Origin of the sequence: Rhodococcus ruber NBRC 15591 (genome assembly GCF_001894945.1) — a bacterium.
Classification (GTDB): Bacteria; Actinomycetota; Actinomycetes; order Mycobacteriales; family Mycobacteriaceae; genus Rhodococcus; species Rhodococcus ruber.
Genome location: NZ_BCXE01000033.1, coordinates 92,254 through 117,902, shown reverse-complemented (window position 1 = coordinate 117,902; position 25,649 = coordinate 92,254). Strand labels below are relative to the sequence as shown.

22 protein-coding genes are annotated in these 25,649 nt (G+C 70.6%); 4 read left to right on the top strand and 18 right to left on the bottom strand.

Annotation, left to right across the window (positions count from 1 at the left end; all coding sequences use genetic code 11):
* The first annotated feature begins 105 nt into the window (after positions 1 to 105).
* The 3 genes from ybaK (at position 106) to rsgA (ending at position 2,965) form a co-directional block, all read left to right on the top strand.
* The gene (gene ybaK / locus RR3_RS19455; protein WP_010594730.1) at positions 106 to 603 is read left to right on the top strand and encodes a Cys-tRNA(Pro) deacylase; all 498 of its coding nucleotides are present in this window, start codon (positions 106 to 108) and stop codon (positions 601 to 603) included.
* 107 nt (positions 604 to 710) lie between these two features.
* A complete protein-coding gene (gene aroA, locus RR3_RS19450) occupies positions 711 to 1,979 on the top strand; it encodes a 3-phosphoshikimate 1-carboxyvinyltransferase (RefSeq protein ID WP_010594731.1) in 1,269 nt (422 codons plus the stop codon).
* Positions 1,946 to 2,965 carry a ribosome small subunit-dependent GTPase A gene (gene rsgA, locus RR3_RS19445; RefSeq protein ID WP_040272459.1) on the top strand — a complete coding sequence of 340 codons (1,020 nt, stop codon included), beginning with the start codon at positions 1,946 to 1,948 and terminating at the stop codon, positions 2,963 to 2,965. The genes aroA and rsgA overlap by 34 nt, the downstream gene beginning before the upstream one ends.
* Before the next feature lie 109 nt (positions 2,966 to 3,074).
* Here rsgA and RR3_RS19440 read toward each other — a convergent pair whose 3' ends face one another.
* The 6 genes from RR3_RS19440 to RR3_RS19415 all read right to left on the bottom strand — a co-directional run bounded on the left by RR3_RS19440 (position 3,075) and on the right by RR3_RS19415 (position 9,251).
* Positions 3,075 to 4,310, bottom strand: a complete 1,236-nt coding sequence (locus RR3_RS19440; protein ID WP_017679564.1) for a fatty acid desaturase family protein — start codon at positions 4,308 to 4,310, stop codon at positions 3,075 to 3,077.
* A gap of 61 nt (positions 4,311 to 4,371) precedes the next feature.
* Entirely contained in the window at positions 4,372 to 5,604 is a 1,233-nt protein-coding gene (locus RR3_RS19435; RefSeq protein WP_017679565.1) for a fatty acid desaturase family protein, read from the bottom strand.
* 35 nt (positions 5,605 to 5,639) lie between these two features.
* Complete coding sequence (locus RR3_RS19430) at positions 5,640 to 6,770, bottom strand: ferredoxin reductase (protein WP_017679566.1); 1,131 nt, start codon at positions 6,768 to 6,770, stop codon at positions 5,640 to 5,642.
* Positions 6,771 to 6,867: 97 nt separating this feature from the next.
* Positions 6,868 to 7,380, bottom strand: a complete 513-nt coding sequence (locus RR3_RS19425) for a DUF6912 family protein (protein WP_026137493.1) — start codon at positions 7,378 to 7,380, stop codon at positions 6,868 to 6,870.
* A gap of 3 nt (positions 7,381 to 7,383) precedes the next feature.
* Positions 7,384 to 8,796, bottom strand: coding sequence for a WS/DGAT/MGAT family O-acyltransferase (locus RR3_RS19420; protein WP_010594739.1), 1,413 nt, complete (start codon positions 8,794 to 8,796; stop codon positions 7,384 to 7,386).
* A complete protein-coding gene (locus RR3_RS19415; RefSeq protein WP_010594740.1) occupies positions 8,793 to 9,251 on the bottom strand; it encodes an HAD-IA family hydrolase in 459 nt (152 codons plus the stop codon). Before RR3_RS19415 ends, RR3_RS19420 begins: the two co-directional genes overlap by 4 nt.
* Before the next feature lie 204 nt (positions 9,252 to 9,455).
* Between RR3_RS19415 and RR3_RS19410 the strand changes: the two genes are divergently transcribed.
* Positions 9,456 to 9,959, top strand: coding sequence for an Rv3235 family protein (locus tag RR3_RS19410; RefSeq protein ID WP_017679570.1), 504 nt, complete (start codon positions 9,456 to 9,458; stop codon positions 9,957 to 9,959).
* A 41-nt stretch (positions 9,960 to 10,000) separates the two neighbouring features.
* On the opposite strand, the gene secA is transcribed toward RR3_RS19410, so the two are convergent.
* The 12 genes from secA to RR3_RS19350 all read right to left on the bottom strand — a co-directional run bounded on the left by secA (position 10,001) and on the right by RR3_RS19350 (position 25,591).
* Entirely contained in the window at positions 10,001 to 12,802 is a 2,802-nt protein-coding gene (gene secA, locus RR3_RS19405) for a preprotein translocase subunit SecA (protein WP_051059569.1), read from the bottom strand.
* 209 nt (positions 12,803 to 13,011) lie between these two features.
* Positions 13,012 to 13,686, bottom strand: a complete 675-nt coding sequence (gene hpf / locus RR3_RS19400; protein WP_017679572.1) for a ribosome hibernation-promoting factor, HPF/YfiA family — start codon at positions 13,684 to 13,686, stop codon at positions 13,012 to 13,014.
* 256 nt (positions 13,687 to 13,942) lie between these two features.
* Positions 13,943 to 14,587 (bottom strand): ComF family protein, encoded by a 645-nt coding sequence (locus RR3_RS19395; protein WP_010594744.1) that lies wholly within the window; start codon positions 14,585 to 14,587, stop codon positions 13,943 to 13,945.
* Positions 14,588 to 14,628: 41 nt separating this feature from the next.
* Positions 14,629 to 16,395, bottom strand: coding sequence for an MtrAB system accessory lipoprotein LpqB (gene lpqB / locus RR3_RS19390; protein ID WP_026137494.1), 1,767 nt, complete (start codon positions 16,393 to 16,395; stop codon positions 14,629 to 14,631).
* Entirely contained in the window at positions 16,392 to 18,137 is a 1,746-nt protein-coding gene (mtrB, locus tag RR3_RS19385; RefSeq protein WP_190242312.1) for an MtrAB system histidine kinase MtrB, read from the bottom strand. Before mtrB ends, lpqB begins: the two co-directional genes overlap by 4 nt.
* Positions 18,134 to 18,811 (bottom strand): MtrAB system response regulator MtrA, encoded by a 678-nt coding sequence (gene mtrA / locus RR3_RS19380; protein ID WP_064066357.1) that lies wholly within the window; start codon positions 18,809 to 18,811, stop codon positions 18,134 to 18,136. Before mtrA ends, mtrB begins: the two co-directional genes overlap by 4 nt.
* A 5-nt stretch (positions 18,812 to 18,816) precedes the next feature.
* A complete protein-coding gene (locus RR3_RS19375) occupies positions 18,817 to 19,482 on the bottom strand; it encodes a dTMP kinase (RefSeq protein WP_010594748.1) in 666 nt (221 codons plus the stop codon).
* A gap of 25 nt (positions 19,483 to 19,507) precedes the next feature.
* Positions 19,508 to 20,995, bottom strand: a complete 1,488-nt coding sequence (gene ahcY / locus RR3_RS19370) for an adenosylhomocysteinase (protein WP_010594749.1) — start codon at positions 20,993 to 20,995, stop codon at positions 19,508 to 19,510.
* Between the two features lie 58 nt (positions 20,996 to 21,053).
* Positions 21,054 to 21,716, bottom strand: coding sequence for a TetR/AcrR family transcriptional regulator (locus tag RR3_RS19365; protein ID WP_010594750.1), 663 nt, complete (start codon positions 21,714 to 21,716; stop codon positions 21,054 to 21,056).
* Between the two features lie 68 nt (positions 21,717 to 21,784).
* A complete protein-coding gene (gene manA, locus RR3_RS19360; protein WP_064066356.1) occupies positions 21,785 to 23,056 on the bottom strand; it encodes a mannose-6-phosphate isomerase, class I in 1,272 nt (423 codons plus the stop codon).
* Positions 23,056 to 24,141, bottom strand: a complete 1,086-nt coding sequence (locus RR3_RS19355) for a hypothetical protein (RefSeq protein WP_010594752.1) — start codon at positions 24,139 to 24,141, stop codon at positions 23,056 to 23,058. Before RR3_RS19355 ends, manA begins: the two co-directional genes overlap by 1 nt.
* An 82-nt stretch (positions 24,142 to 24,223) precedes the next feature.
* Positions 24,224 to 25,591 (bottom strand): phosphomannomutase/phosphoglucomutase, encoded by a 1,368-nt coding sequence (locus tag RR3_RS19350; RefSeq protein ID WP_010594753.1) that lies wholly within the window; start codon positions 25,589 to 25,591, stop codon positions 24,224 to 24,226.
* Between the last annotated feature and the right edge of the window lie 58 nt (positions 25,592 to 25,649).

Here is a 25,649-nt window from a genome sequence, read left to right as displayed (position 1 = left end):
ACAGGCACGCGGCACTCCTCGCTCTCGGTCACCGGCCACGCCGATCGTGGCGGCCACCCGGAATCAACACGACAGGGTGGGTGCTTGTTCCCTACATTGACGCGCATGGCCTCGACCTCCACTCCCGCGACCACGCTGCTGACACGCGAGAAAGTCACCCACCGCGTCCACGAGTACCCGCACGACCCGCGAGCCGGCTCGTTCGGTTCCGAGGCCGTCGAGCTCCTCGGGCAGCGGCTCGGGGTGGCCCCCGCCCAGATCTTCAAGACCCTCGTGATCAAGCTCTCCGACGGCAAGCTCGCGGTGGCCGTGATCCCGGTCCCGGCGACGCTGTCGCTGAAGGCGGCCGCGGCCGCCCTCGGGGGCGGCAAGGCGGTCATGGCCGAACGCAGCGACGCCGAACGCGCCACCGGCTACGTCCTCGGGGGAATCTCACCGCTGGGTCAGCGCAGCCGGCTGCGCACCGCCGTCGACGCCTCCGCGCACCAGTGGGACCGGGTCCTGTGCAGCGCCGGACGCCGCGGCCTCGAGATCGAACTCGCCCCGGCGGACCTGGTGCGGCTCACGGGAGCAGTGGTGGCGCCGATCACCGCCGGGGCCTGATGCGGGGGCGCCCGGGAGGTGCCGCGCCGACCACCCGCGCCGCGGACCGCACCCGGCCGCGGGGTGTGGCAGGTGGCTGCCGGCTGCGGATAGGCGAAGATGGACGGGTGAATCCGTGGAGTGCGCCCCGAGCCGAGTCACCCGTCGACAGTTCCGTCACGCTGCCCGGGTCCAAGTCGATCACCAACCGCGCCCTGATCCTCGCTGCGCTCGCGGACGGCCCGTCCACCGTGACCGGTGCGCTGCGCAGTCGCGACACCGACCTGATGATCGCGGCCCTGCGCGGACTGGGCACGACGATCGACGAGCGAGACGACGGCACCACGCTGCACGTCATCCCCGGCCGGCTGCACGGCGCCCGGGTGGACTGCGGCCTGGCGGGAACGGTGATGCGATTCGTGCCGCCCCTCGCGGCGCTGGCCGACGGCGACGTCTTCTTCGACGGTGACGAGCAGGCGCGTACCCGCCCGATGGGCACCGTCCTCGAGGCCCTGCGCTCGCTCGGCGCCGACGTCGACGGCGACACCCTGCCCTTCACCGTGCGCGGGCGCGGCTCCCTGCGCGGCGGCACCGTCACCATCGACGCGTCGGGGTCGTCACAGTTCGTCTCGGGTCTGCTGCTCTCCGCCGCCGCGTTCGTCGAGGGCGTCACGGTGCGGCACGCCGGGGCGGCCGTGCCGTCCATGCCGCACATCGACATGACCGTCGAGATGCTGCGCGAGTCCGCGGTGACGGTCGACACGTCCGTGCCCGACACCTGGCGGGTCGCACCGGGCCCGGTCCGCGCCGTGGACCGGGTCGTCGAGCCCGACCTGTCCAACGCGACCCCGTTCCTGGCGGCCGCGGCCGTCACGGCCGGCACGGTGTCGGTGCCGCGATGGCCGCAGCGCACCACCCAGGCCGGCGACGCGATCCGCGGAATCCTCGAGCAGATGGGTGCCGACGTCGCACTGTCCGACGGAACGCTCACCGTGCGAGGCCCGAAGCATCTGCGCGGCCTCGACGTCGACCTGCACGACGTCGGCGAGCTCGCCCCCACGGTCGCCGCACTCGCGGCGCTGGCGACCACCCCGTCCACGCTGCGGGGCATCGCCCACCTGCGCGGGCACGAGACGGACCGCCTGGCCGCCCTGGTCACGGAGCTCGGCAAGCTCGGCGGTTCCGCCACCGAGCTTGCGGACGGCCTGCACATCGTGCCCGCGCCGCTGCACGGCGGACGCTGGCATTCGTATGCGGATCACCGGATGGCGACGGCGGGCGCGATCGTGGGACTCGTGGTCGACGGCATCGAGGTCGAGGACATCGGCACGACGGCCAAGACCCTGCCCGGCTTCCCCGAGCTGTGGGCCGGGATGCTGAGGGGAGCGCGCTCCTGAGCCGGCGGACCTACGACGAGACCGACGTCCGGATCCGTCCGGGCAAGGGCTCGCGGCCGCGCACGAAGGACCGGCCGGCCCATCGGGACGCCGTCGAAGCGATGGTCGTCTCCGTCGACCGTGGCCGGTGGGGCTGCGTGCTGGAGGGTGATCCCGCGCGGCCGGTCGTCGCGATGCGGGCCCGGGAGCTCGGCCGTACCCCTGTCGTCGTCGGGGATCGGGTCGCGGTGGTCGGGGACCTGTCGGGGCGGCCCGACACGCTTGCGCGCATCGTGCGGGTACAGGAACGCACCACGGTGTTGCGCCGCACCGCCGACGACACCGACCCGTTCGAGCGGATCGTCGTGGCCAACGCGGAGCAGCTGCTGATCGTCGTCGCACTGGCCGATCCGCCGCCTCGGACCGGGCTGGTCGAACGGTCCATGGTCGCCGCGTTTGCGGGCGGGCTGGAACCGGTGCTGTGCCTGACGAAGAGCGATCTGGCCGATCCCGGGGAGTTCACGGCGCAGTTCGCGGATCTGGACGTTCCCGTGGTGCTGGCGGGCCGCGAGCAGGACCTGTCGGAGCTGACGGCGATGCTGGCGGGCAGGTCGACCGCGCTGATCGGCCATTCCGGCGTGGGAAAGTCCACTCTGGTCAACCGGCTCGTCCCGGATGCCGACCGCGCCACCGGCGAGGTCTCGGGGGTCGGGAAGGGCCGGCACACCTCCACGCAGTCGGTGGCGCTGCCGTTGCCGGGCGGCGGGTGGGTGATCGACACCCCCGGGATCAGGTCGTTCGGGCTCGCTCACATCGATGCCGACGACGTGATCGCCGCGTTCTCGGATCTCGCCGACGCGGTGGAGGACTGTCCCCGTGGCTGCACCCACCTGGGCCCGCCCGCGGACCCCGAGTGCGCACTCGACGCCCTCGAGGGCAAGTCCGGGCGCCGCGCGATGGCCGTACGCACACTGCTGACCGCGATCGCCGCCAACGAATCCTGGTGAGCCCGGTCCCCGGACGCCGGGTGTCACAGGGACGCCGAGCGCCCGGTGTCACAGGGACGCCGAGCGCCCGGTGTCACAGGGACGCCGGGCGCTCGGTGGGGATTCGGGATCAGCGCATGCCGAGGAGACGGCGCACGCCGCGGACCCGGCGGTTCTCGCGGATCGCGGTGGCCAGGCCGCGTCGCCGGCCGGTCGCAGGGTCCACGACGGCGGTGCCGCCGAAGCCGCGCTCGGACGCGGTTTCCGGGGCCGCGTCCGGGGTGTCCGCGAGGTACTTGTTCGGCAGCGACAGCTTGGCGATGGTGCGCCAGGACTTGAAGTACTGCACGGCGAGCGGGCCGGTGGTGTACGGCAGGTCGTACTTGTCGCACAGCTCGCGCACCCGCACCGCGATCTCGGCGTACCGGTTCGACGGCAGGTCCGGGAACAGGTGGTGTTCGATCTGGTAGCTCAGGTTGCCGGTCATGAAGTCCATGACCGGGCCGCCGGAGATGTTGGCGCTGCCGAGCATCTGGCGCAGGTACCACTGCGCCTGCGTCTCGTTGTCGACGTCGGCCTTGGTGAACTTCTCGGCGCCGTCGGGGAAGTGCCCGCAGAAGATGACCGCGTTGGTCCACAGATTGCGGATCACGTTGGCCGTCATGTTCGCGGTGAGCGTGGACCTCCACGCCTTACCCGTCAGCGCCGGATAGACCACGTAGTCCTTGGCGATCTGGCGACCGATCTTGTCCCCCACCTCGCGCAGCTTGCGCTTGGTCTCGGCGCGGTCGTCGCGGCCCTTGGCGACCTTGCCGAGTTCGAGGTGCTGGACCGCGACGCCGTACTGGAACAGCAGGGCGAGCAGGGCGTTGTAGACGATGTTGCCGTAGTTGAACGGCGACCAGCGCTGGTCGCGCGTCACCCGCAGCAGGCCGTATCCCACGTCGTCGTCCATGCCGAGGATGTTGGTGTACTTGTGGTGCAGGTAGTTGTGGGTCTGCTTCCAGTGCGCGGACGGGTCGGCGTTGTCCCACTCCCAGTGGACGGAGTGGACCTCGGGATCGTTCATCCAGTCCCACTGCCCGTGCATCACGTTGTGCCCGAGCTCCATGTTCTCGACGATCTTCGAGAGGCCGAGCAGGCCCGCACCGAGCAGCCACAGCGGCCGCCGGCGGCTGCCGAACAGCACCGCACGCCCACTCAGCTCCAGGCCGCGCTGCAGCCGGATCGTGTTGCGGATGTAGCGGGCGTCGCGCTCGCCGCGGGAGTCCTCGATGTCCCGCCGGATGGCGTCGAGCTCCCGGCCGAGGGCCTCGACGTCCGCCTCGGTGAGGTGCGCGTACTCCTTGATGTCCGAAATGGCCATGCGCCTACCGTACCGTAAGTTACGAATCCGTAGGTTACGGAGATGTAGCTTGTGCGGCAGATCACTTCCGGCGGGTTGCGCGCTTGGCGGCCCGCAGGGTCCGCAGCGCGGTCGCGAGCCCCTCACGACGCTCCCCCACCGACCGCACCCGCGGCAGATCGGGACGCCGGAACTTGCGTTCGGAGGAGGTCTCCGGGGCGTCGTCCGACGTGGCCCGCAGCCACGCGTCCGGCAGTGCCAGCTTGTGGATCGTGCGCAGCGCGAGCAGGTACTGCTTACCGAGCGGACCGCTGGTGTACGGCAGGTCGTACTTCGCACACAGCGCGCGGACCCGCTCCGCGATCTCGGGGTAGCGGTTGCTGGGCAGGTCCGGGAACAGGTGGTGCTCGATCTGGTAACTCAGATTGCCGGTCATGAAGGCCATCACCGGGCCGGCATCGATGTTGGCGCTACCGAGCAGCTGCCGCAGGTACCACTGCCCCTGCGTCTCGTTCTCGTACTGCGCCACGGTGAACTTCTCGGCGCCGTCGGGAAAGTGGCCGCAGAAGATCACCACGTACGCCCACAGGTTCCGCACCAGGTTCGCCGTGAGGTTCGCCGTGATCGTGCTGCGCCACGCACGGCCCGTCATGGCCGGGAACAGCACCAGGTCCTTGCCCAGCTGCCGCGCGATCTTGCGCGCGAAGTCCTTGGTGGGCTGGGAGTTCCACTGGCCTTCCGGCACCCCGGCAGCCTTCTTCTCGGCATCGAGGTCGTGCAGTGCGATGCCCCACTCGAACGTGGCTGCGAGGATCAGGTTGGCCAGGGGCTGCAGCAGGTTGATCGGCCGCCACTTCTCGTCGCGCGTCATCCGCAGGATGCCGAAGCCCACGTCGTCGTCCATCCCGACGATGTTCGTGTAGGTGTGGTGCGCGTAGTTGTGGGCGCGCTTCCAGTGCTGCGACGGACCCGTTTGATCCCATTCCCACGAGGTCGAGTGGATCTCCGGATCGTTCATCCAGTCCCACTGCCCGTGCATCACGTTGTGCCCGAGCTCCATGTTCTCGATGATCTTCGACAGCGAGAGCAGGCCCGTGCCGAGCAGCCACAGCGGACGCCGGCGGCTGCCGAACAGCGCCGCGCGACCGCCGATCTCGAGGACGCGTTGCAGACGGATGGTGTTGCGGATGTAGCGGGCGTCGCGCAGCCCTCGGGCGTCCTCGATGTCGCGACGGATCGCGTCGAACTCGCGGCCGAGTTCCTCGATGTCCGCGTCGGTGAGGTGAGCGAACTCGGTGATGTCGGTGATTGCCACCGGGGTCCTTCCCCCTGGAACGGGTGGGTAGTGCGTCAGGCGCCGAGCGTGCAGTCTCCGGCAGCCGCGGAGATGCAGGTCTGTACCCGCTCCCCCTCGGCGTGTTCCTTGCCGGACCGGAGGTCGACGACATGCCCCTTCTCCAAGGGCACCACACAAGTCTGACAGATTCCCATCCGGCAGCCGAACGGCATCAGCGCGCCGGCGCTTTCACCGGCCTCGAGCAGGGTCGTCGCACCGTCGACGGCGACGGTCTTGCCGGACTTGGCGAAGGTCACCGTCCCGCCGGCGCCGGAGGTGTCCGCGCGGGAGACGGCGAAGCGTTCCAGGTGCAGCCGCTCGGACAGGCCCGCGGAGTCCCAGAACCGGTCGATGTCGTCGAGCATCGCCTGCGGTCCGCACGCCCACACCTGACGCTCCCGCCAGTCGGGGCACACGGTGTCGAGCTCGGCGAGGGCGAACTTGCCCTGCTCCCGCGTCAGGCGCACGTACGGGTGGTACTGCTCGTGATCCGCCCCGAATCGGGCGATCTCGTCGGCGAACATCACCTCGGCGGCGGTGGGCGCCGAGTGGACGTGCACCACATCGGGCAGTTCGGCATGGGCCTGCACGGACCGGCGGTCGAGGGTGCGCAGCATCGAGATGATCGGGGTGATGCCGCTGCCCGCGGTGAGGAACAGGATCTTCGCCGGCGGGGGGTCGGACAGGACGAACTCGCCCTTGGGCTCGGCGAGCCGCACGATCGTGCCGGCGGGCACGCCGCTGACGAGGTGGGTCGAGAGGAACCCGTCGGTCATGGCCTTGACGGTGATCGAGATGAGCTTGCGGTCCCACGTGGGCGAGGAGGTCAGCGAGTACGAACGCCAGTGCCAGCGGCCGTCGACGTGCAATCCGATGCCGATGTACTGGCCCGGTGCGTATCCGAAGTCGAAGCCCCAGCCGGGCTTGATGACGAGTGTCGCGGAGTCCGCGGTCTCGCGGCGGACCTCGACGATGCGTCCACGCAGCTCGCGCGCCGACCACAGCGGGTTGGCGAGGTGCAGGTAGTCGTCGGGAAGGAGGGGTGTCGTCAGCCGCGCGGCCGCACCACGCAGGATGTTCGACACGGATCGGTCCTTCGTCGCGACGTGCGCCGCCGGCCGCTCGATCCAGTCCTTCAGACCCATCCGATCACTTCTCCTCGTCCAGGGGCTACGCCTCCGTAGGTTACCAGCTCCCTACGGAGGCGTAGGTTGGGTCGAGACGGTGATCACACTCACGGGGTCAGAGCAGCTCGAGCAGGAACTGCAGCTCCTGCGTGGCGTACCAGGCGAGTTCGTGGTCCTCGGCGTCGCCCAGTACGAACTCCGCCTCCTCGTCGCCGAGGTCGGCCGCATCGACGACCGGCAGGGCCCGGGCGATGTCCGGTTCCGCAGCGGCGAGGTCCACATGCACCGACGCCACCGCGGACAGCGGCACCGGACCGGGCAGCCGGACCACCGCGTCGTCGAGGTCGGGACGCAGGGTGACGCCGTCGACGTCCGCGGCCACCACCACCCGGCGCAGGCCGAACTCGGGCGGCGGGTCGTCGTCGGCCCGGCCGGCGAGCAGCCGCAGCGAGGCGCGGGCGGCCTCGGCCATCGCGACCTCGGCGAGTTCCTCGTCGTCGCCGGAGGTGTACGCCTCGCGCAGCGCCGGGGTGACCGCGAACGCGGTGCCGCTCACCGCCTCGAACTCACTGTCGGCGACCAACCGCTTCAACGTCTCGATGGTCGCCGGTACGTACACCCGTGTCACAACTCACCTACTGGCATCCAACAACTCCTCGAGCGACTCGTGCAGCAGCGACGTCAGCACCTCCACATCGGGCATGGCGTCGCGGTCCGCATTGAGACCATAGTAGACGTTGCCGTCGTACGACGTCAACGCGACGCTCAGCGCCTGATTCTTCAGCAGGGGCGAGATCGGATACATCTCGAGGACCCGGGCCCCGGCGAGGTAGAGGGGATGCTGCGGGCCCGGCGCGTTGGTGATCATCAGGTTGAACATGCGCTGAGAGAATCCGCTCGCGACACGAGCCCCGACGGCATGCATGGTCGCGGGCGCGAACCCGGACAGTCGCATCATCGACCGCGCCGGGACCCGGCGGCCCTGCCGAGAGTAGGCCTCCCCGGCGTGCGAGATGTGGGACAGACGGACGACCGCGTTCGGTTCCCCCACCGGGAGGTCGACCAGAAAGGTCGAGACCTCGCCGCGCGGACCCGTCTCGGATTCCTCCCGGCCCGCCTCCGGCACGTCCGGGTCCTCCGCGTAGACCGACATGGGCACCATCGCCCGGACCACCGTCGCCTCCGTCAGCGGCTCCCCGCGGGAGAGCAGCCAGTACCGCAGCGCCCCCGCGATCACCGCCAGCACGACGTCGTTGACGGTGCAGCCGTAGCGCGCCCGGATCTTCCGGTACAACTCGAGGTCCGCCTTGACCACCGCGAACCGGCGGTTACGGGAGATCGGGGCGTTCAACGGGCTGTCGGGCGCGGACTGGGCGGCGGTGCGCGCCAGCCGGCCCACCACGTCCAGCGCCTCCCCGGCCGTCGCGGCCAGATCGCCGACGGCCGCCCGCACTCCCGACACCGCCTCACCGGGCCTGGCCACCAGCTCGGCGAGCGCGCCGAGCAGCAGCGCCGAGTCACTCGGCTCGGGCTCCGGCATCCACAATTCCTCCGGATCCACCCGGGGAGTCTCGGTGGGCTCGAACAGCACCTGCCCGATCTCGAGCGCCTGATCGCCGTCCACCAGCGCCGAGTGGGTCTTGGTGAACAGGGCGCACCGGTCGCCGGCGAGGCCCTCGACGAGATACATCTCCCACAGCGGCCGGGAGCGGTCGAGCGGACGGGAGATCAACCGGGCCAACAGCTCGTGCAGCTGCGTTTCGGAGCCGGGCCGCGGCAGCGCCGACCGCCGCACGTGATAGGTGATGTCGAAGTCGCGGTCGTCGACCCACACCGGACGCGCCAGGCCGAGGGCGACCTCGCGCGCCTTCTGCCGATACCGCGGCACCGCGGCCAGCCGGCGCTCCACGAGCCGCAGCACGTCCTCGTAGTCGAGCCCGCCGCTCGGCTGCTCCAGGATGGCGAGCGACCCGATGTGCATGGGCGTATTGCTTGTCTCCAGAAAGTAGAACGACGCGTCCTGAGCCGACATCCGGTGGGTCATCGCCCCGCATCCCTCTCGTCCTCGTCCCGTCGAGCCGCTCCGGCCTGCGACGGCTCGTCGAGACCGAACAGCACCGTCAGTTCCGCCACCACCTCGGCGGCATCGGCGTGATGCACGCCGACCATTCCCGTGGCTACCGCACCGTCCACGTTCACCCGCAGGTCGTCGACGAACACACACGCCGACGGTTCGAGCCCGAGACGCCGGGCCACCGCCAGGTAGCTGCGCGGATCCGGTTTCGCGGTGCCCACGTCCGCGGACAGCACCACTTCGTCCACCAGCCGGCCCCGCCCCAGATCGCGCAGGGGTGCGGCCGCGGGGCCACCCGGATCGTTGCTGAGGATCGCGGTGCGCACGCCGCGCCGGCGCACCTCGGCGAGGATCCCGCCGAGCGCGGCCGCGTCCGTGCCGGGGCCCGCGAGCACCCCACCGAAATCGAGCACCAGTCCACGCATCGCCCCACCCTAGTTCGCGCGCACCGGTCAGGCGATGCAACGACCCGAACGACACGGCGACACGGCGACACGGCGACACGGCGACACGGCGACACGGCGAGACGGATGTGGCACCATGACCGGCGGCTCCGTCCTCTCCCGGGGTCTACGCACCCGCCGTCGGCTGTTCCGCGCCGACGTCGTCCCTCGGAACCGGGAGAATCGATGACCCCTCAGCACGACGCCCGCTACGTCCGGCGCATCGTTCCGTTCGAGCCGCCGGTGCAGCGTTGCTGCCCGGCCGGACCGCACCGCCGGCACGCGAAGCGGCGCCTCACCCCGCACGACGGCCGTTCGACGCGGGTGAAGGCCGTGCCGCCGACCGGGCGACCACTGCCGGAGGTGGATCCGGCGGCACGACGGTTCGCCGACCTCGCGGCCCGGTTGATCCTCGAAGTAGCCGACCGCCGCCGCCCGGAGCCCCAGCTCGCCGCCGTGCTCCATCCGTCGCTGCATGCGTCCGTAGCTGTCGGCGCGAGGACGAACGATGCGGGGACGGCGGTGCTCCTGCGGACCCGGCTGCGTGCGGTGGACGCCGACACCGCCGAGTTGTTCGGCTCCTACGGCCGCGGCCATCGCGTGTTCGCGCTGGCCGGCCGGATCTCGCGCCACCCCGTGTCACGCCGGACGCCGCACGGATGGCTGCTCACCACGGTGTGGCTGGGCTGACCATGCGTCCGGGCCGGCCACCTCCCGGCCCGGACGCACCGTCAGCGGCGGCGCTGCGCCTTGGCCTGCTTGCGTGCCGCCTCCCGGCGTTGCCGACGAGTGCCCGTCGTCCCGGGTGCGGACGCGGCCGGCGACGAGGTCGCGGAACTGCGCCGAACCTGGGCACTGCCGTCCTCGGCCGGCCCGGTGTAGGTGAGATTGCGATCGTCGTCCTCGTCGAGTCCCTTCGCGCGCAGCGTCGCCGGGGCGGGCGTGGGTGCCGGAGTCGGCGCGGGGGCGGCCGGGGTCGGAGCCGGCTTCGTCAGGGTGGGGGCGGCCTGCGCGGTAGCCGCGGCGGACGCGGCGGTGACACCGACCCCCGGGGCCGGCTGCGGCCGCGCGGCCTCGACCTGCAGGTTGAACAGGAATCCGACGGACTCCTCCTTCAGGCCCTCGAGCATCCCGACGAACATGTCGTAGCCCTCGCGCTGGTACTCCACGAGGGGATCGCGCTGGGCCATCGCCCGCAGGCCGATGCCCTCCTTGAGGTAGTCCATCTCGTAGAGGTGTTCGCGCCACTTGCGGTCGAGCACCGAGAGCAGGATCCGACGCTCGAGCTCGCGCATGCCGCCCTCCCCGGCGATGGCGTCGATCTCCGCCTCACGGCGGGCGTACGCGGCGTGCGCGTCCTTCAGCAACGCCTCACGCAGTTCCTCCCGGCTGAGATCCGCGGGTTCGCCGTCCGTGGAGGTAGCGAGCTCCTTGTGATCGAGGCCCACCGGGTAGAGGGTCCGCAGGGCCGTCCACAGCTGCTCGAGGTCCCAGTCCTCGACGTAACCGTCCGCGGTGGCGCCGTCGACGTAGGCGGTGACCACGTCCGTGATCATGTGCTCGACCTGGCCTTCGAGATCCTCCCCGCGCAGGATGCGGCGACGCTCGTCGTAGATGACGGTGCGCTGCTGGTTCATCACCTCGTCGTACTTCAGGACGTTCTTGCGGATCTCGAAGTTCTGCTGCTCGACCTGTGTCTGGGCACTCTTGATGGCCTTCGAGACCATCTTCGCCTCGATCGGCACGTCGTCGGGCAGGTTCAAGCGGGTCATGATCGATTCGAGCGCCGCACCGTTGAACCGGCGCATCAACTCGTCACCGAGCGAGAGGTAGAAGCGCGACTCGCCCGGGTCTCCCTGCCGGCCGGAGCGGCCGCGCAGCTGGTTGTCGATCCGGCGGGACTCGTGCCGCTCGGTGCCGAGGACGTACAGGCCGCCGGCGTCCCTGACCTTGTCGGCGTCGGCCTTGACCTCGGCGTTGATCCGCTCGACCGCCTCGTCCCAGGCCGCCTCGTACTCCTCGGGCGTGTGGACCGGGTCGAGACCCCGCTTGCGCAGCTCCACGTCGGCGAGGATGTCGGGGTTGCCGCCGAGCACGATGTCGGTACCGCGGCCGGCCATGTTGGTCGCGACGGTCACCGCACCGGACCGCCCGGCCTCGGCGATGATGGTCGCCTCCTGCTCGTGGAACTTGGCGTTGAGCACGTTGTGCGGAATGCCGCGCTTGGTGAACTGCGCGGACAGGTACTCGGAGCGTTCGACGCTGGTGGTGCCGATCAGGACCGGCTGCCCCTTGGCATGCCGTTCGGCGACGTCGTCGACGACCGCCGCGAACTTCGCCGTCTCCGTCTTGTAGATCAGGTCGCCCTGGTCCACGCGGACCATCGGCTTGTTGGTCGGGATCGGGATCACCCCGAGCTCGTAGATCTGGTGCAGCTCCGCGGCCTCGGTCTCGGCGGTGCCCGTCATGCCGGAGAGCTTGTCGTAGAGGCGGAAGTAGTTCTGCAGCGTGATCGTGGCGAGCGTCTGGTTCTCCGCCTTGATCTCGACGCGTTCCTTGGCCTCGATGGCCTGGTGCATGCCCTCGTTGTAGCGACGTCCGACGAGGATGCGGCCGGTGAACTCGTCGACGATGATCACCTCGCCGTCCCGGACGATGTAGTCCTTGTCGCGCTGGTACAGCTCCTTGGCCTTGATCGCGTTGTTGAGGTAGCTCACCAGCGGCGAGTTCGCCGCCTCGTACAGGTTGTCGATGCCGAGCTGGTCCTCGACGAGCTCGACCCCCGCTTCGTGCACGCCGATGGTGCGCTTCTTGATGTCCACCTCGTAGTGGACGTCCTTCTTCAGCAGCGGCGCGATCCGCGCGAACTCGGCGTACCACTTGCTCGACGCGTCGGCCGGGCCGGAGATGATCAGCGGCGTCCGGGCCTCGTCGATGAGGATCGAGTCGACCTCGTCGACGATCGCGAAGTTGTGGCCGCGCTGCACGAGATCGTCGAGCGAGTGCGTCATGTTGTCGCGCAGGTAGTCGAAGCCGAACTCGTTGTTGGTGCCGTAGGTGATGTCGGCGGCGTATGCGGTGCGCCGCTCGGCGGGCGTCAGACCGGACAGGATCACCGCGGTCTCGAGACCGAGTGACCGGTGCACCCGGCCCATCCACTCGGAGTCGCGCTTGGCGAGATAGTCGTTGACCGTCACCACGTGCACGCCCTCGTCGGCGATGGCATTGAGGTATGCGGGCAGCACACAGGTCAGGGTCTTGCCCTCACCGGTCTTCATCTCGGCGATGTTGCCGAAGTGCAGGGCCGCGCCGCCCATGATCTGAACCGGGTAGTGCTTCTGACCCAGCACGCGCCACGACGCCTCGCGGGCCGTGGCGAACGCCTCGGGCAGCAACTCGTCGAGGGACTCACCCTCCTGGTAGCGACGACGGAACTCGTCCGTCTTGGCCCGCAACTGCTCGTCGGTGAGGGACTCGAACTCGGGTGAGAGGGAATCGACGTGGTCGGCGATGTGCTTGAGCCGCTTGACCATGCGACCTTCACCGACTCGGAGCAGCTTCGACAGCGACAGCACGGGCGTGTTCGTCCTCAATCTCGGGTACAGCACGGACAACGAAAATCCGGCCGAGGCCTGTATCGACCCCGGCCGGATTCCATGGTAGGCGGTCTATCGACGAGGTGACCACGGGCGACCGCTCGGCGGGGTGGCACGCACGGTGCCGCCGCTGTGCGGCGCAGTGGTCACACGAGCCGGATCAACCCGTAGTCGAACGCGTGCCGGCGGTAGACGACGGACGGACTGTCGGTCTCCTTGTCGTGGAACAGGTAGAAGTCGTGACCGACCAGCTCCATCTCGTACAGCGCGTCGTCGACGGTCATCGGCTCGGCTGTGTGTTCCTTCGTTCGCACGATCCGGCCCGGCCCCGAGGGCTCGGGCTCGTACTGCTCCAGCGAGATCTCCGGTGAGATTCCGAGCGAATCGTCCTTGGCGAGCTCGGCAGTGGCCTCGGCCACCGAGACAGGGGTCTTCTCCCCGTGGTGTACCTTGCGGCGGTCCTTCGTGCGGCGCAGCCGCGCCTCGAGCTTGTCCGTCACGGACTCGAAGGCAGCGTAGAAACTGTCCGCGGATGCCTCTGCGCGCACCACCGGCCCCTTGGCCCGAGCGGTGATCTCGACGCGCTGGCAACTCTTCAGCTGCCGGCGATTGCGCTCGTGCTGCAACTCGACGTCGAACAGGAAGATCGTCGGGTCGAAACGTTCGAGCCGAGCGAGCTTCTCGGACACGTAGACCCGGAAGTGATCCGGGACCTCGACGTTGCGCCCCTTGACGACGACGTCGGCGCGGGGACCGTTGGACTCCGCAGTACCGGCTTCGGCCTCAGCAGCGGGAACCTTGGACTTCGAAGGGATCGTCACTCGTACCTCCCGAGTACGGCCGGCGCAGCTCGCGCGCCGGCATGATCGACGAGCGCGAAATGCGCTCCGCCCGACACGACGGCTGAAGGGCGTTTTGCGCCCGCTACCTGTGTTTTCGGGTCTGAGGGCGACGGTAGTACGGAACGGCGGGGAGTGCCACCGTTCCGCTCAATTTCACGCCGTCGTCACCTGACGGTGGGACCGATGTCCCCGACGTGCCCGGCCCCTCGGCCTGCGGCTCGGGGTCCTCAGGCTCTCATGCGGCGGCGATCACCAGCACCCCGCACGGGCGATGGCCCGCCGCCCGCAGAACCCGCACCGATTCCGTGGCGGTGGCGCCGGTCGTGACGACGTCGTCGACGAGCAGCACCTCCGCTCCGGGAGGCGGGCCCGCCGTCCGCACCCGCACCCGCCCGGCCAGATTGCGCTGCCGCTGCGCAGCCGACAACCCCACCGAATCGCGGACACCACGTCCGGTGACGAGAAGGCCGCAGACCTCGAGGCGCCGGTCGTGTCCGGCGGCCGCCCGCACCGCACGCGTCACCGGGTCGCCCCCGCGAGAGCGTGCCGCCCGGGTTCGCGTCGGGGCGGGCACCACGACGAGAGGCCCGGCGGGCAGCTCCCCCCAGCGCCGCAGCCGTGACACGGCGGTGGCCAGCGCGAGGCCGAGCGGACCGGCCAGGTCGCGCCGGCCGTGTTCCTTGGCCGCGATCACGGCGCGGCGACGCGCACCGCCGTACGTCCCCAGCGCCCACACCGGAACGCCGGGATCGACGCGGGGCCGGACCCGGGCCGGCGCGTCCGCCAGGTCCCGGGCGCAGCGCCGGCACCAGCCGACGCCGGGGCGGCCGCAACCGCCGCACTCGACGGGCAGCACCAGATCCAGCAGCGACGTCAGCACCGCGACAGTGTGACCGCCGACCCCGACATCTCCCCGAGCCGTCAGCCCGGCAGGACGGGAACCGCCTGCAGCCCGGTCAGGCCGGGCACCTCCCGCCAGTACCGGTCGCCGGCCGGATCGGCGTTGTTCAGCTGGAACACCGCCCGCGAGTCGGCCACGAACTCCGAGGTCGTCGACGCCTCGACGGCGACGACCGGCGGGGTGAGGTTGCGGCTCGGCAGGGCGTCCATTCGCGAGCCGTCGACCGCGACCTGCACGACCGGGACGTCGGACGCGGCCCGTGCCACGACCACGGTGTCCGGCGTGCTCCAGTCCAGGGACAGGGCGGGGCTGCCGAGACCGATGGCGATCTCCCGGGGTGTCGTGAGGGAGAATTCCCCGTTCGATCTCTGCACGACCACCGCGACGTACACGCGTCCGTCGACGATCATCGCCGCGCGCACGCCGTCGCGGGAGAGCCGCAGATCGCTGATCGTGTTGCCCACCGCCCGCACGGCTCCGGCGTCGACGGGCAGGACCGTGATCCGGCCGGTGCCCGGCTCACGCACCGCACGCACCACGTTCGTGCCGTTGACCACGGACCACACGGAATTGTCGTCGAGCGCCCACGTAGGCCGCGTGATCGAGTCGGCGTCGAGGGCGCGCGCCGCCGGGCCGTCGCGGTACGGACCGATCACCAACTCGGCGGCGGCTTCCGGACGTCCGGTGTCGGCGACGGCCGCCGCCAGTTCACCGTCGTGCGACAACGCCACGGAGCGCAGGTTCGTGGCGGTGCCGAAGGTCCCGGGTACCGGGGTGACCCCGGTCTCGGCGACGCTGACGAGCCCGCCACCGCGCAGGGCGTGGAGACCGATGGTGGCGCTCGAGGTGGCCAGCGGGTTCATCGACGCGACGTCCGCGGTGGTCCAGCCGTTCGGGAATCGCTCGTCGAGGGGCTGACCGTCCGCGAGCAGGACGTACGGGCCGGTGATCTCGGCGTTGGCGAGGGTCCAGATCACCTGGGCGGCGAGCAACTCGCGGCTCTCCTTGCTCAGGGGTCGCAGCCCCAGGAAGTCGATCCGGATACCACCGAGACCGACACCGACCTGGGTGGTGCGGCCGTCGGCCTTGGTGATCGGCCCCCGCACGGACACTCCCGAGCCGAGTTCCGTGCGCACGGCGGGTGCCAGGGCCGCTTTCGGCCCCTCGGTGAGCAGGTCGATCAGCTGGGCCGCAGTCTGGTCCTGGGTGGCGGCGATCCAGCGCGGGTCGGGGACGACCGTGCGCCCGGACGGGTCGACGAAGTACAGCGAACGCCGCTGGTAGCCGTTGAGGAACTGCGGGCGGTCCATGACCACACCCGGACCCATCTCGTCGATGCGCCATTCGCCGCCGCTGAGCACGAGGGTGATCTTGGTCTCGAACGGTCCTTCGTCGGGACGGTAGACCCCGCCTTCCTCCAGGTGGCCGACCCGGTTGGCGCGGATGACGTACGTCGCGCGATCGGCGCTGCGCGACTCCGGCAGCACGTCGACCTTGTCCACGATCGTGGCGCTGGCGGCGTCGTCCCACTCGGCCGACATGTCGGCGGTGAGGAACTGCCGGGCGGCGAGGTGACGGTTGGCCGGGTCCGTGCTGGCGCGCAGGAAGTCCCGCAGGAGCAGATCCGGTTCCCGTCCCGGCGCCGGAGCCGGGACCGACGTGGTGGTGGGCTCGCGCGCGATGGTGCCCACCGCCTGGGGCGACGACGAGTCCGGCAGGCTGGCACAGCCGGACACGGCGAGGACCAGGCCCGTCAGCACCGCGAGCAGCGTCCTCGCGCCCCTCATGGGGTGGCCCCTTCGGGCGGGACCGGTACCACTGCCGGGTGCGCAGCCGTCGCGGAGTCCTCGCCGGCGTCGGCGTCCACGGACGCGTCCTCGTCCGCCGCACCCGGCAGCGGACGGCCCTGTACCGCGCGGACCGTGCTGGGGACCAGCGGCAGCGGACTGCGGCCGACCTTGCGTCCCCGTTGTCGCGGCAGGGTGAGCCGGAAGCAGGATCCCAGGCCGGGTTCACCCCAGGCCTCGAGCTTGCCGTTGTGGAGGTTGGCGTCCTCGACACTGATCGCCAGGCCGAGCCCGGTTCCGCCGGACCGCCGCACCCGGGACGGGTCCGACCGCCAGAAGCGGTTGAAGACGAGCTTCTCCTCGCCGGGCCGCAGACCGACGCCCTGGTCCCGGACGATGAACGCGGCGGCGCTGTCGTCGGCGCGCAGGCGCAGCAGGATGGGCTTGCCCTCTCCGTGGTCGATGGCGTTGGCGAGCAGGTTGCGCAGGATGCGCTCGACGCGGCGCGGATCGACCTCGGCGTCGACGGGTTCACCCGGCAGGTCGACGATCAGCTCGGTGCCGCTCTCGCGGGCGAGGTGCCGGACGGTGGAGACCGCGGCGCGGGCACACATGCGCAGGTCGAGTTGCTCGGCGGCGAGTTCGGCGACGCCGGCGTCGTGGCGGCTGATCTCGAGCAGGTCGCCCAGCAGGCTCTCGAACCGGTCGAGCTCGGTGACGAGCAGCTCCGAGGCGCGTTTGAGGGACGGGTCGAGTTCGTCGCTGCCGTCGTGGATGAGATCGGCGGCCATCCGCACCGTCGTCAGCGGGGTACGCAGCTCGTGGCTGACGTCCGAGGTGAACCGCTTCTGCAGGTTGCCGAACTCCTCGAGCTGGGTGATCTGCCGCGACAGGCTCTCGGCCATCTCGTTGAAGGACATGGCCAGGCGCGCCATGTCGTCCTCGCCACGCACCGGCATGCGTTCCTTGAGCCGGCCGTCGGCGAACCGGACCGCGATGCGCGACGCCGAACGGATCGGCAGCACGACCTGGCGGGCGACGATCATCGAGATCGCGGCGAGCAGCACGAGCAGCACCCCGGCACCGACGAGCAGCGTGCCGCGCACCAGGGACAACGTGTTCTCCTCGCCCGCCAGCGGGAACACCAGGTACAGCTCGAGGGTGGAGATGTCCGACGCCGTCGGCGTGCCCACGATCAGCGCCGGGCCCGAATAACCGTCGGGATCCGACACCGTCGCGAACTGGTAGGCGATCTGGCCCTTCTGCACGAAGGCACGCAGGTTCTCGGGGATCTGGTCGGCGGGCCCGCTCGACGTCGGTGCGCGCGGACCGTCGCCCGGCACGATCAGCGCCGGGTCGAAGGTGCCCGCGACGCCGGTGTCCTCGCCCGCGTCGCTGCCGCGATTGGTCAGCGCCGCAACGGCTCCGTCGAGCCGGACCTGCAGCGAGCCGGAGTCGTCGGCGCCGGCGAGCTGGCCCTCGACGAGGGCGCGGGACCGCTCGACCTCCTCGGTGGCGGCGTTGATCTTCACCTCGAGCAGCCGTTCGGTGATCTGGCTGGTGAGGACGACACCGAGGACGAGCATCACGATCAGCGACAGCGACAGGGTCGAGACCACGACCCGCAGTTGCAGCGATCGCCGCCACGTGTGGGCGAGCCGGTTGCTCACCGCACGTGACCACCTCAGCAGCGGCAGAGTCCTCCTGGTGATCCGCCGCCGCAGTCGGTACCCACCGATCACGGCGGTCCGGCCTTGTAGCCGACGCCCCGCACCGTCAGCACCACCTCGGGGTTCTCGGGATCCTTCTCGACCTTCGCCCGCAGGCGCTGCACGTGGACGTTCACCAGGCGGGTGTCGGCCGCGTGCCGGTAACCCCACACCTGCTCGAGCAGCACCTCACGAGTGAACACCTGCCGCGGCTTGCGCGCGAGCGCCACCAGCAGATCGAACTCGAGCTGGGTGAGGGAGATCAGCTCGTCCCCGCGGGTGACCTTGTGGGCGGGAACGTCGATGGCGATGTCGCCGATGGAGAGCACCTCGGCCGGTTCCTGCTCGGTGCGACGGAGCCGCGCGCGCACCCGGGCCACGAGCTCCTTCGGCTTGAACGGCTTGACGATGTAGTCGTCGGCGCCGGATTCGAGTCCGAGCACCACGTCGACGGTGTCCGACTTGGCGGTGAGCATCACGATCGGCACGCCCGAGTCGGCGCGCAGCACCCGGCAGACGTCGATACCGTTCATGCCCGGGAGCATGAGGTCGAGCAGGACGAGGTCGGGCCGGATCTCCCGGACCGCGTTCAGCGCCTGCGAACCGTCTCCCACCACGAACGGCTCGAATCCCTCGCCCCGCAGGACGATCGTGAGCATCTCGGCGAGCGCGGTGTCGTCGTCGACAACCAGAATCCTCGGCTTCATGGCTTCTATCGTGTCACTCCTCGACCGTGGTGAAGCTGATTTGAGATGTCGGCGGCGAGTTGTCGCGGATCGGCATCGGGTCCGGCAACCCGCCACGGCGACATCCACTGTCGGCGTGCGAGGTCGTCGTACACCTGCCCGGTGCGGGCCTGCAGACCCGAGTCCCGTTCGTAGGCGTCCCGGTCGCGGGCCGTGTCGGCCGCGGCGCGGCTACGGGCCCGGCGAGCCGCCAGCTCGACCGGCACCCGCAGCAGCAGCTGCAGATCCGGCACGGGCAGCGCGAACCGCTCGAACTCGAGCTCGCGGACCCACTCCACCGCCGGTCCCGAGCCGTCCTCGTGGTGCCGGGCGGCGGTATAGGCGGCATTGGACGCGACGTACCGATCGAGCAGGACGATGTCGTTGTCCGCCAGGAGTTTCCGCAACTCGTCGGCGGCGTCACGGCGGTCGAGGGCCCACAGCAGCGCCATCGCCTCGATGCTCGAGGCGGTGTCGCCGTGCCGGCCCCGCAACGCCTCGGCCCCGAGGTCGGCGTGCACCGAGGTCCCGTAACGCGGGAACGCACGCGTCGCGACGACGAATCCGGCTGCGCGCCAGGACTCGACGAGGCCGGCGGACAGTGTCCTCTTGCCGGCCCCGTCGAGCCCCTCCACGACGATCAACGCGCCCATCGGCGGTGTCCTGCGATTCCCGCGCTCAGTACCGGTAGTGCTCGGGCTTGTACGGGCCTTCGACGTCGACCCCGATGTACTCGGCCTGGTCCTTGGACAGCTTGGTCAGCTCACCACCGAGGGCCTCGACGTGGATGCGGGCGACCTTCTCGTCCAGGTGCTTGGGCAGACGGTAGACCTCGTTGTCGTACTCGTCCGGCTTGGTCCACAGCTCGATCTGGGCGATCACCTGGTTGGCGAACGAGTTGCTCATCACGAACGACGGGTGACCCGTGGCGTTGCCGAGGTTCAGCAACCGGCCCTCGGACAGCACGATGATGGAATGCCCGTCTGCAAAGCGGAACTCGTCGACCTGCGCCTTGATGTTGATGCGGGTGACGTCCGTCGCCCGCTCGAGGCCGGCCATGTCGATCTCGTTGTCGAAGTGGCCGATGTTGCCCAGGATGGCCTGGTGCTTCATGCGACGCATGTGATCGAAGGTGATGATGTCCTTGTTGCCGGTCGCGGTGATCACGATGTCGGCCTGCTCGATGAAGCCCTCGACGGTGACGACGTCGAAGCCGTCCATCAGCGCCTGCAGTGCGTTGATGGGGTCGATCTCGGTGACCGACACCCGCGCACCCTGCCCGCGCAGCGCCTCCGCGCAACCCTTGCCGACGTCGCCGTAACCGCACACCAGGGCGGCCTTGCCGCCGATGAGGACGTCGGTGCCGCGGTTGATCCCGTCGAGCAGCGAGTGCCGGGTGCCGTACTTGTTGTCGAACTTGCTCTTGGTGACCGAGTCGTTGACGTTGATCGCGGGGAACGCCAGATCGCCGCCGGCCGAGAGCTGGTACAACCGCAGCACGCCGGTGGTGGTCTCCTCGGTGACGCCGCGAATCGACTCGGCGATCGCGGTCCACTTCTTGGCGTCCTGTGCGAGGGATTCGCGCAGCAGCGCCAGGAAGACCCGGTACTCGGCGGAGTCGTGGTCCTCGTCCACCGGCGGCACCACGCCCGCCTTCTCGAACTGCGCGCCCTTGAGCACCAGCATGGTGGCGTCGCCACCGTCGTCGAGGATCATGTTGGCCGGGCGCGGGGTGCCGTCGGCGGCGGCGGGCCAGGTGAGCATCTGCTCGGCCGCCCACCAGTACTCCTCGAGCGTCTCACCCTTCCATGCGAACACCGGTACGCCCTTCGGCTCCTCCGGGGTTCCGTGCGGGCCGACGACGACCGCGGCGGCGGCGTGGTCCTGGGTCGAGAAGATGTTGCACGAGGCCCAGCGCACCTCGGCGCCGAGGGCGACGAGCGTCTCGATCAGCACGGCCGTCTGCACCGTCATGTGCAGCGAGCCGGAGATCCGCGCACCCTTCAGCGGCAGCACCTCCGCGTACTCGCGGCGCAACGCCATCAGACCGGGCATCTCGTGCTCGGCCAGCCGGATCTCCTTGCGGCCGAATTCGGCGAGGGACAGATCGGCGACCTTGAAGTCGATCCCGTTCCGCTGGTCGGCCACGAGCTTGTTGTCGGACACGTGAGGATGCCTCTCCTGTTGGCAGTCGGTTCTGCCAACAGGCTATACAACTCGCTGTTCAGTCGCGCCGGGCGGAGCGATCGATGAACGGGCCGAGCAGCTCGGCCAGGTCCGCGGCGACGTCCCGGTCGGACTCGGGCGGCATGGAGATGTAGCTCATCGCGACGCGCACGATCGCCCGCCCCAGGATGCCCGCATCCGCCGCGGACGCCTGTACCCAGCTGCGCTGGAAGGTCTCCGAGAGCCGAGCGGAGGCCCGCTCGATGAGCGGCGCCGCATCCGTGGTGATCAGCCGCAGCAGATCCGGCTTGGCCTCGCCGCGCAGCAGGGACTGGATCAGCGGGTCGGCACTGCTCTCGACGAAGAACGAGGTGAACCCCTCGACGAGGGCGGGGCGCGCCTGTCCCACGTGGGTGTAGATCGCGTCGTCGACGGCGTCGACGAACTGATCGACCAGGCGCAGTGCGTACGCCTGAGCGAGGCCCTGCCGCGACGAGAACTCGTTGTACAGGGTCTGCCGGCTCACGCCCGCACCCCGCGCGACGTCCGTCATGGTGATCGCGGACCAGTCACGGGCGGTGAGCAGGTCCCGCATGGCATCGAGCACCGAATTGCGCAGCAGCATCCGGCTGGCCTCGTGGAACGGTACGCGCTGCCGGTCTTCGGGTTCCCCGGCTCGCGGAGGCTCCCCGGCGGTGGCGGATTCGTGCACGATCGACATGCCGCGACGGTTTCACGCGGGGCCGATCCCGTCAACACGAGCGTCCGTCGCCGCCGGGCCGGTCCACGTCAGTCGACGGGGATGCCCGTCTCCGCCAACCGGGCGCGGAACAGCTGCGCCGGCCCGCCGGCGGCGCGCACCGTGACGGCAGGGTCGGACGCGGAGAGCCAGACCGCCTGCCCGGCCGCCAGCTGCAGGGTCCGCCCCTCGCATTCCACGCCGGCGGACCCGGAGGTGCACAGCAGGATCTGTGGACCGCACGGCGGCAGCGCGACGCCGTCCGGCGCCGCACCCGAGCCGGGGGCGAGATCGATCCGCGACAGGGCGAACTCCGGGGCAGGAGTCCGGTAGCGCACCTCCCCCGGGCCGGCCGGCTCGGGCTCGAGGATCGGCACGTCCACGGGCCGGAAATCGAGCACTCGCAGCAGCTCCGGCACGTCGACGTGTTTCGGCGTGAGTCCGCCGCGCAGCACGTTGTCCGAGTTGGCCATGATCTCGACGGCCATGCCGTGCAGGTACGCGTGCAGGTTCCCCGCTGCGAGGAACAGGCCCTGTCCCGGCTCGAGGGTGATCCGGTTGAGCAGGACCGCGGCGAGTACGCCCGCGTCGCCGGGATAGAACTCGGCGAGCTGCAGCACTGTCCGCACTTCCTCGGCGAACGGGGCTACGCCGTTGCCGTTGTGCGTCGCCAGGTAGGTCACGCAGCCGTCGAGTACCCGCGGCAGCAGGGCCGACAGCACCGACTGCGGGAGGGTGATCCAGATGGTGAACAGCGCCCGCAGGCCGTCGGAGTCGGGTTGCCCGGCGAGCAGCCCGACGTACGGATCGAGTTCGGGTACCTCGAGGGCGGCGAGCAGCTCGACGGTGCGGTGCGGATCCCGGAAACCGGCGAGCGCCTCGAACCGGGTGAGGGCGACGACGAGCTCGGGCTTGTGGCTCGCATCACGGTAGTTCCGCACCGGCGACTCCAGGGGCAGGCCCGCGGCCTCTTCCCGGGCGAAGCCCTCGGCAGCCTGTTCGGCACTCGGATGCGCCTGCAGCGACAGTGGTTCCTCGGCGGCGAGCAACTTGAGCAGGAACGGCAGCCGCGGCCCGAACCGGCTCAGTGTCGCCGGCCCGAGGTGCCCACCCGGGTCGGCCTCGAGGACATCGAGCAGGGAGGTGCCCCCACCCGGGCCGTCACCGTTGGTGCTCACCACCCGCGCCGGGTCTGCGGGGTGCGCACCCAGCCACAGTTCCGCCTCCGGATGAGCGGACGGCACCGTCCGGCCGCACAGTGCCGCGATCGCGGTGCGCGAACCCCAGGCATACGAACGCAGCGCACCTTCGAGTCGGAGCACTAGCGACCACCGACCAACCGCAGATAGGCAGCGGCCATCTCGAATCGCACGGCCAGCACCGCCACCTGCTCCGGCACCGACGGCACCGCTTTCGCCTCGAACTCCCCCACCACCGATACCAACTCCATGTCCGGCAGCGCTGCCGCGCGCCGCTCCGCCTGCCGCCGATCTTCCTCCACACTCACCACGAACACCCGCGCCGGGGGTGCGGGCACCGGCCCGTCGAGCTGTTCGTCGTGGAAGAACGGATCGTACGACTCCCCACCCGCCGGGGGTATCGCGACGAGCCGGTCCCGTGCGGCGAGAACGTCCGGCAACGCCGCCGCCGCGGCGATCACGCCGGCCACCTGCAGCAGGGACTCCCCCGCGTGCCGGGCCAGCGCGGCCGTCACCGCCGAGTCACCCGCCAGGGCGACCCGCCGGGACTGGATGCGGGCGGCGAGCGCCTTCGCCGGGTTCCGGAACACCTCACTGCCAGGCTGGTCGCGGCCGGCTTCGCCGTCGGCCGAGTCGGCGAGATCGGCCAGCGGGGGAACCGCGCCTGCCGTGCGGGTGGCCTCCATCGCCGCCACCACCGCGAGGAACACCGCCAGGTGCCGTAGGAGCGAGTACGCCACCGGCACCCGGATCCGCGGCGGCAGCAGCATCGCCCGGCCCGCCGCCGCCGCCCGGATCGGTCCCTCGTCCGGGGCGTCGACGACCACCTCGGCGCCGCGCCGCAGGGCCGCGGCGACCGATTCGACGAGCTGGGGGTCGCCGGCGTCGTCACCGGCCACGACGACGACGTCGAGCGGGCCGACCCAGGGCGGGGTGACGGGGGCCGTGACCAGCGGCACGGCCGAGCGCGCCGCGAGCATCGCGACGACCAGCTCGCCCGCGCGGGCCGCGCGCGCGTCGCCGCACACGAGCACCACGCTGCGCGGGTGCAGGCCGTGCAGGCGATCGAGGATCTGCTCGTCGACGGCCGCGGCGGTGGCGCGGATCTGTGCCCCGCCGAGCGCGGCGAATCGCAGGATCCCGTCGACGTCGGCGTCGATCAGGGCACCGGTGTCGTCCAAGTCGAGGATCGAAGAGGGAGCCGTCATGGCTGCGCCACCGTCCTTCCGACTCGCACCGACCCGGGACCGCGCCCCGGGATCTCGATTATCCCCGCCACGGATAATTCCGTCACGCGCGCACGATGGCCAGGATTTCCCTCACCAGCGCGTCGACCTGCTCGGCCGTGCGGGCCTCGACGTTGAGCCGCAGCAGGGGCTCGGTGTTGGAGGCCCGCAGGTTGAACCAGGCACCGTCGGTGAGATCGACGGTCACGCCGTCGAGCCGGTCGACGGCTTCGGCACGGTCGCCGAAGGCCTCGAGCACGGCGGCGGTGCGCTCCGTGGCGTCGTCGACGGTGGAGTTGATCTCCCCGGACGCGGCGTACCGGTCGTATTCGCGCATCAGCTCGGACAGGGGCCGGTCCTGGCCACCGAGCGCGGCGAGCACGTGCAGGGCCGCGAGCATGCCCGAGTCCGCGCCCCAGAAGTCGCGGAAGTAGTAGTGCGCCGAGTGCTCGCCGCCGAACACGGCCCCCGTCTCGGCCATCTGCTGCTTGATGAACGAGTGCCCGACGCGGGTGCGGACGGGCTTGCCCCCGAGCTCGGTGACCAGCTCCGGCACCGCGCGGGACGTGATGAGATTGTGGATGATCGTCGATCCGGGTTCCTTCGCGAGTTCGCGCGAGGCCACCAGCGCGGTGACCGCCGACGGCGTGACCGGCTCACCACGCTCGTCGACGACGAAGCAGCGGTCGGCGTCACCGTCGAACGCGAGGCCGAGGTCGGCCCCCGAGTCGCGCACCAGCTTCTGCAGGTCCACCAGGTTGGCGGGATCGAGCGGATTGGCCTCGTGGTTGGGGAAGGTTCCGTCGAGTTCGAAGTACAGCGGCACGAGGTCGATCGGGAGCGCGCCGAACACCGCGGGCACCGTGTGCCCGCCCATGCCGTTGCCGGCGTCGACGGCGACCTTCAGCGGGCGCATCGCGGACAGGTCCACCAGGGAGCGGACGAACGCGGCGTAGTCGGCCAGCACGTCCCGCTCGGTGACGGCGCCGGGGGCTCCGTCGAAGTCCGGGACGCCGGCGACGAGTTCGGCCGCGATGGTGGCGAGCCCGGTCTCCTGTCCGACCGGCTTGGCCCCGGCCCGGCACAGCTTGATGCCGTTGTAGCGCGCCGGGTTGTGGCTCGCGGTGAACATGGCGCCCGGAGCCTCGAGGATCCCGGACGCGAAGTACAGCTGGTCGGTGGAGGCCAGGCCGATGTGGACGACGTCGAGCCCCTGGGCGGTGACGCCGGCGGCGAAGGCCTGGGACAGCTCCGGGGACGAGGCGCGCATGTCGTGCCCGATCACGATGCGGGTGGCGCCGCCGTCACGCATCAGGCGGGCGAAGGAGGCTCCGACGTCCCGGACGAATCCGGCGTCGAGCTGTTCTCCCACCAGGCCACGCACGTCGTACGCCTTGACCACGGCGGACACGGACTCGGCAGTTCTCGCCACTGTTGCTGCTCCTGATCGTCGACTGGCGCCGCCGCCTCCGCGGCGGGGCACGGTCAGC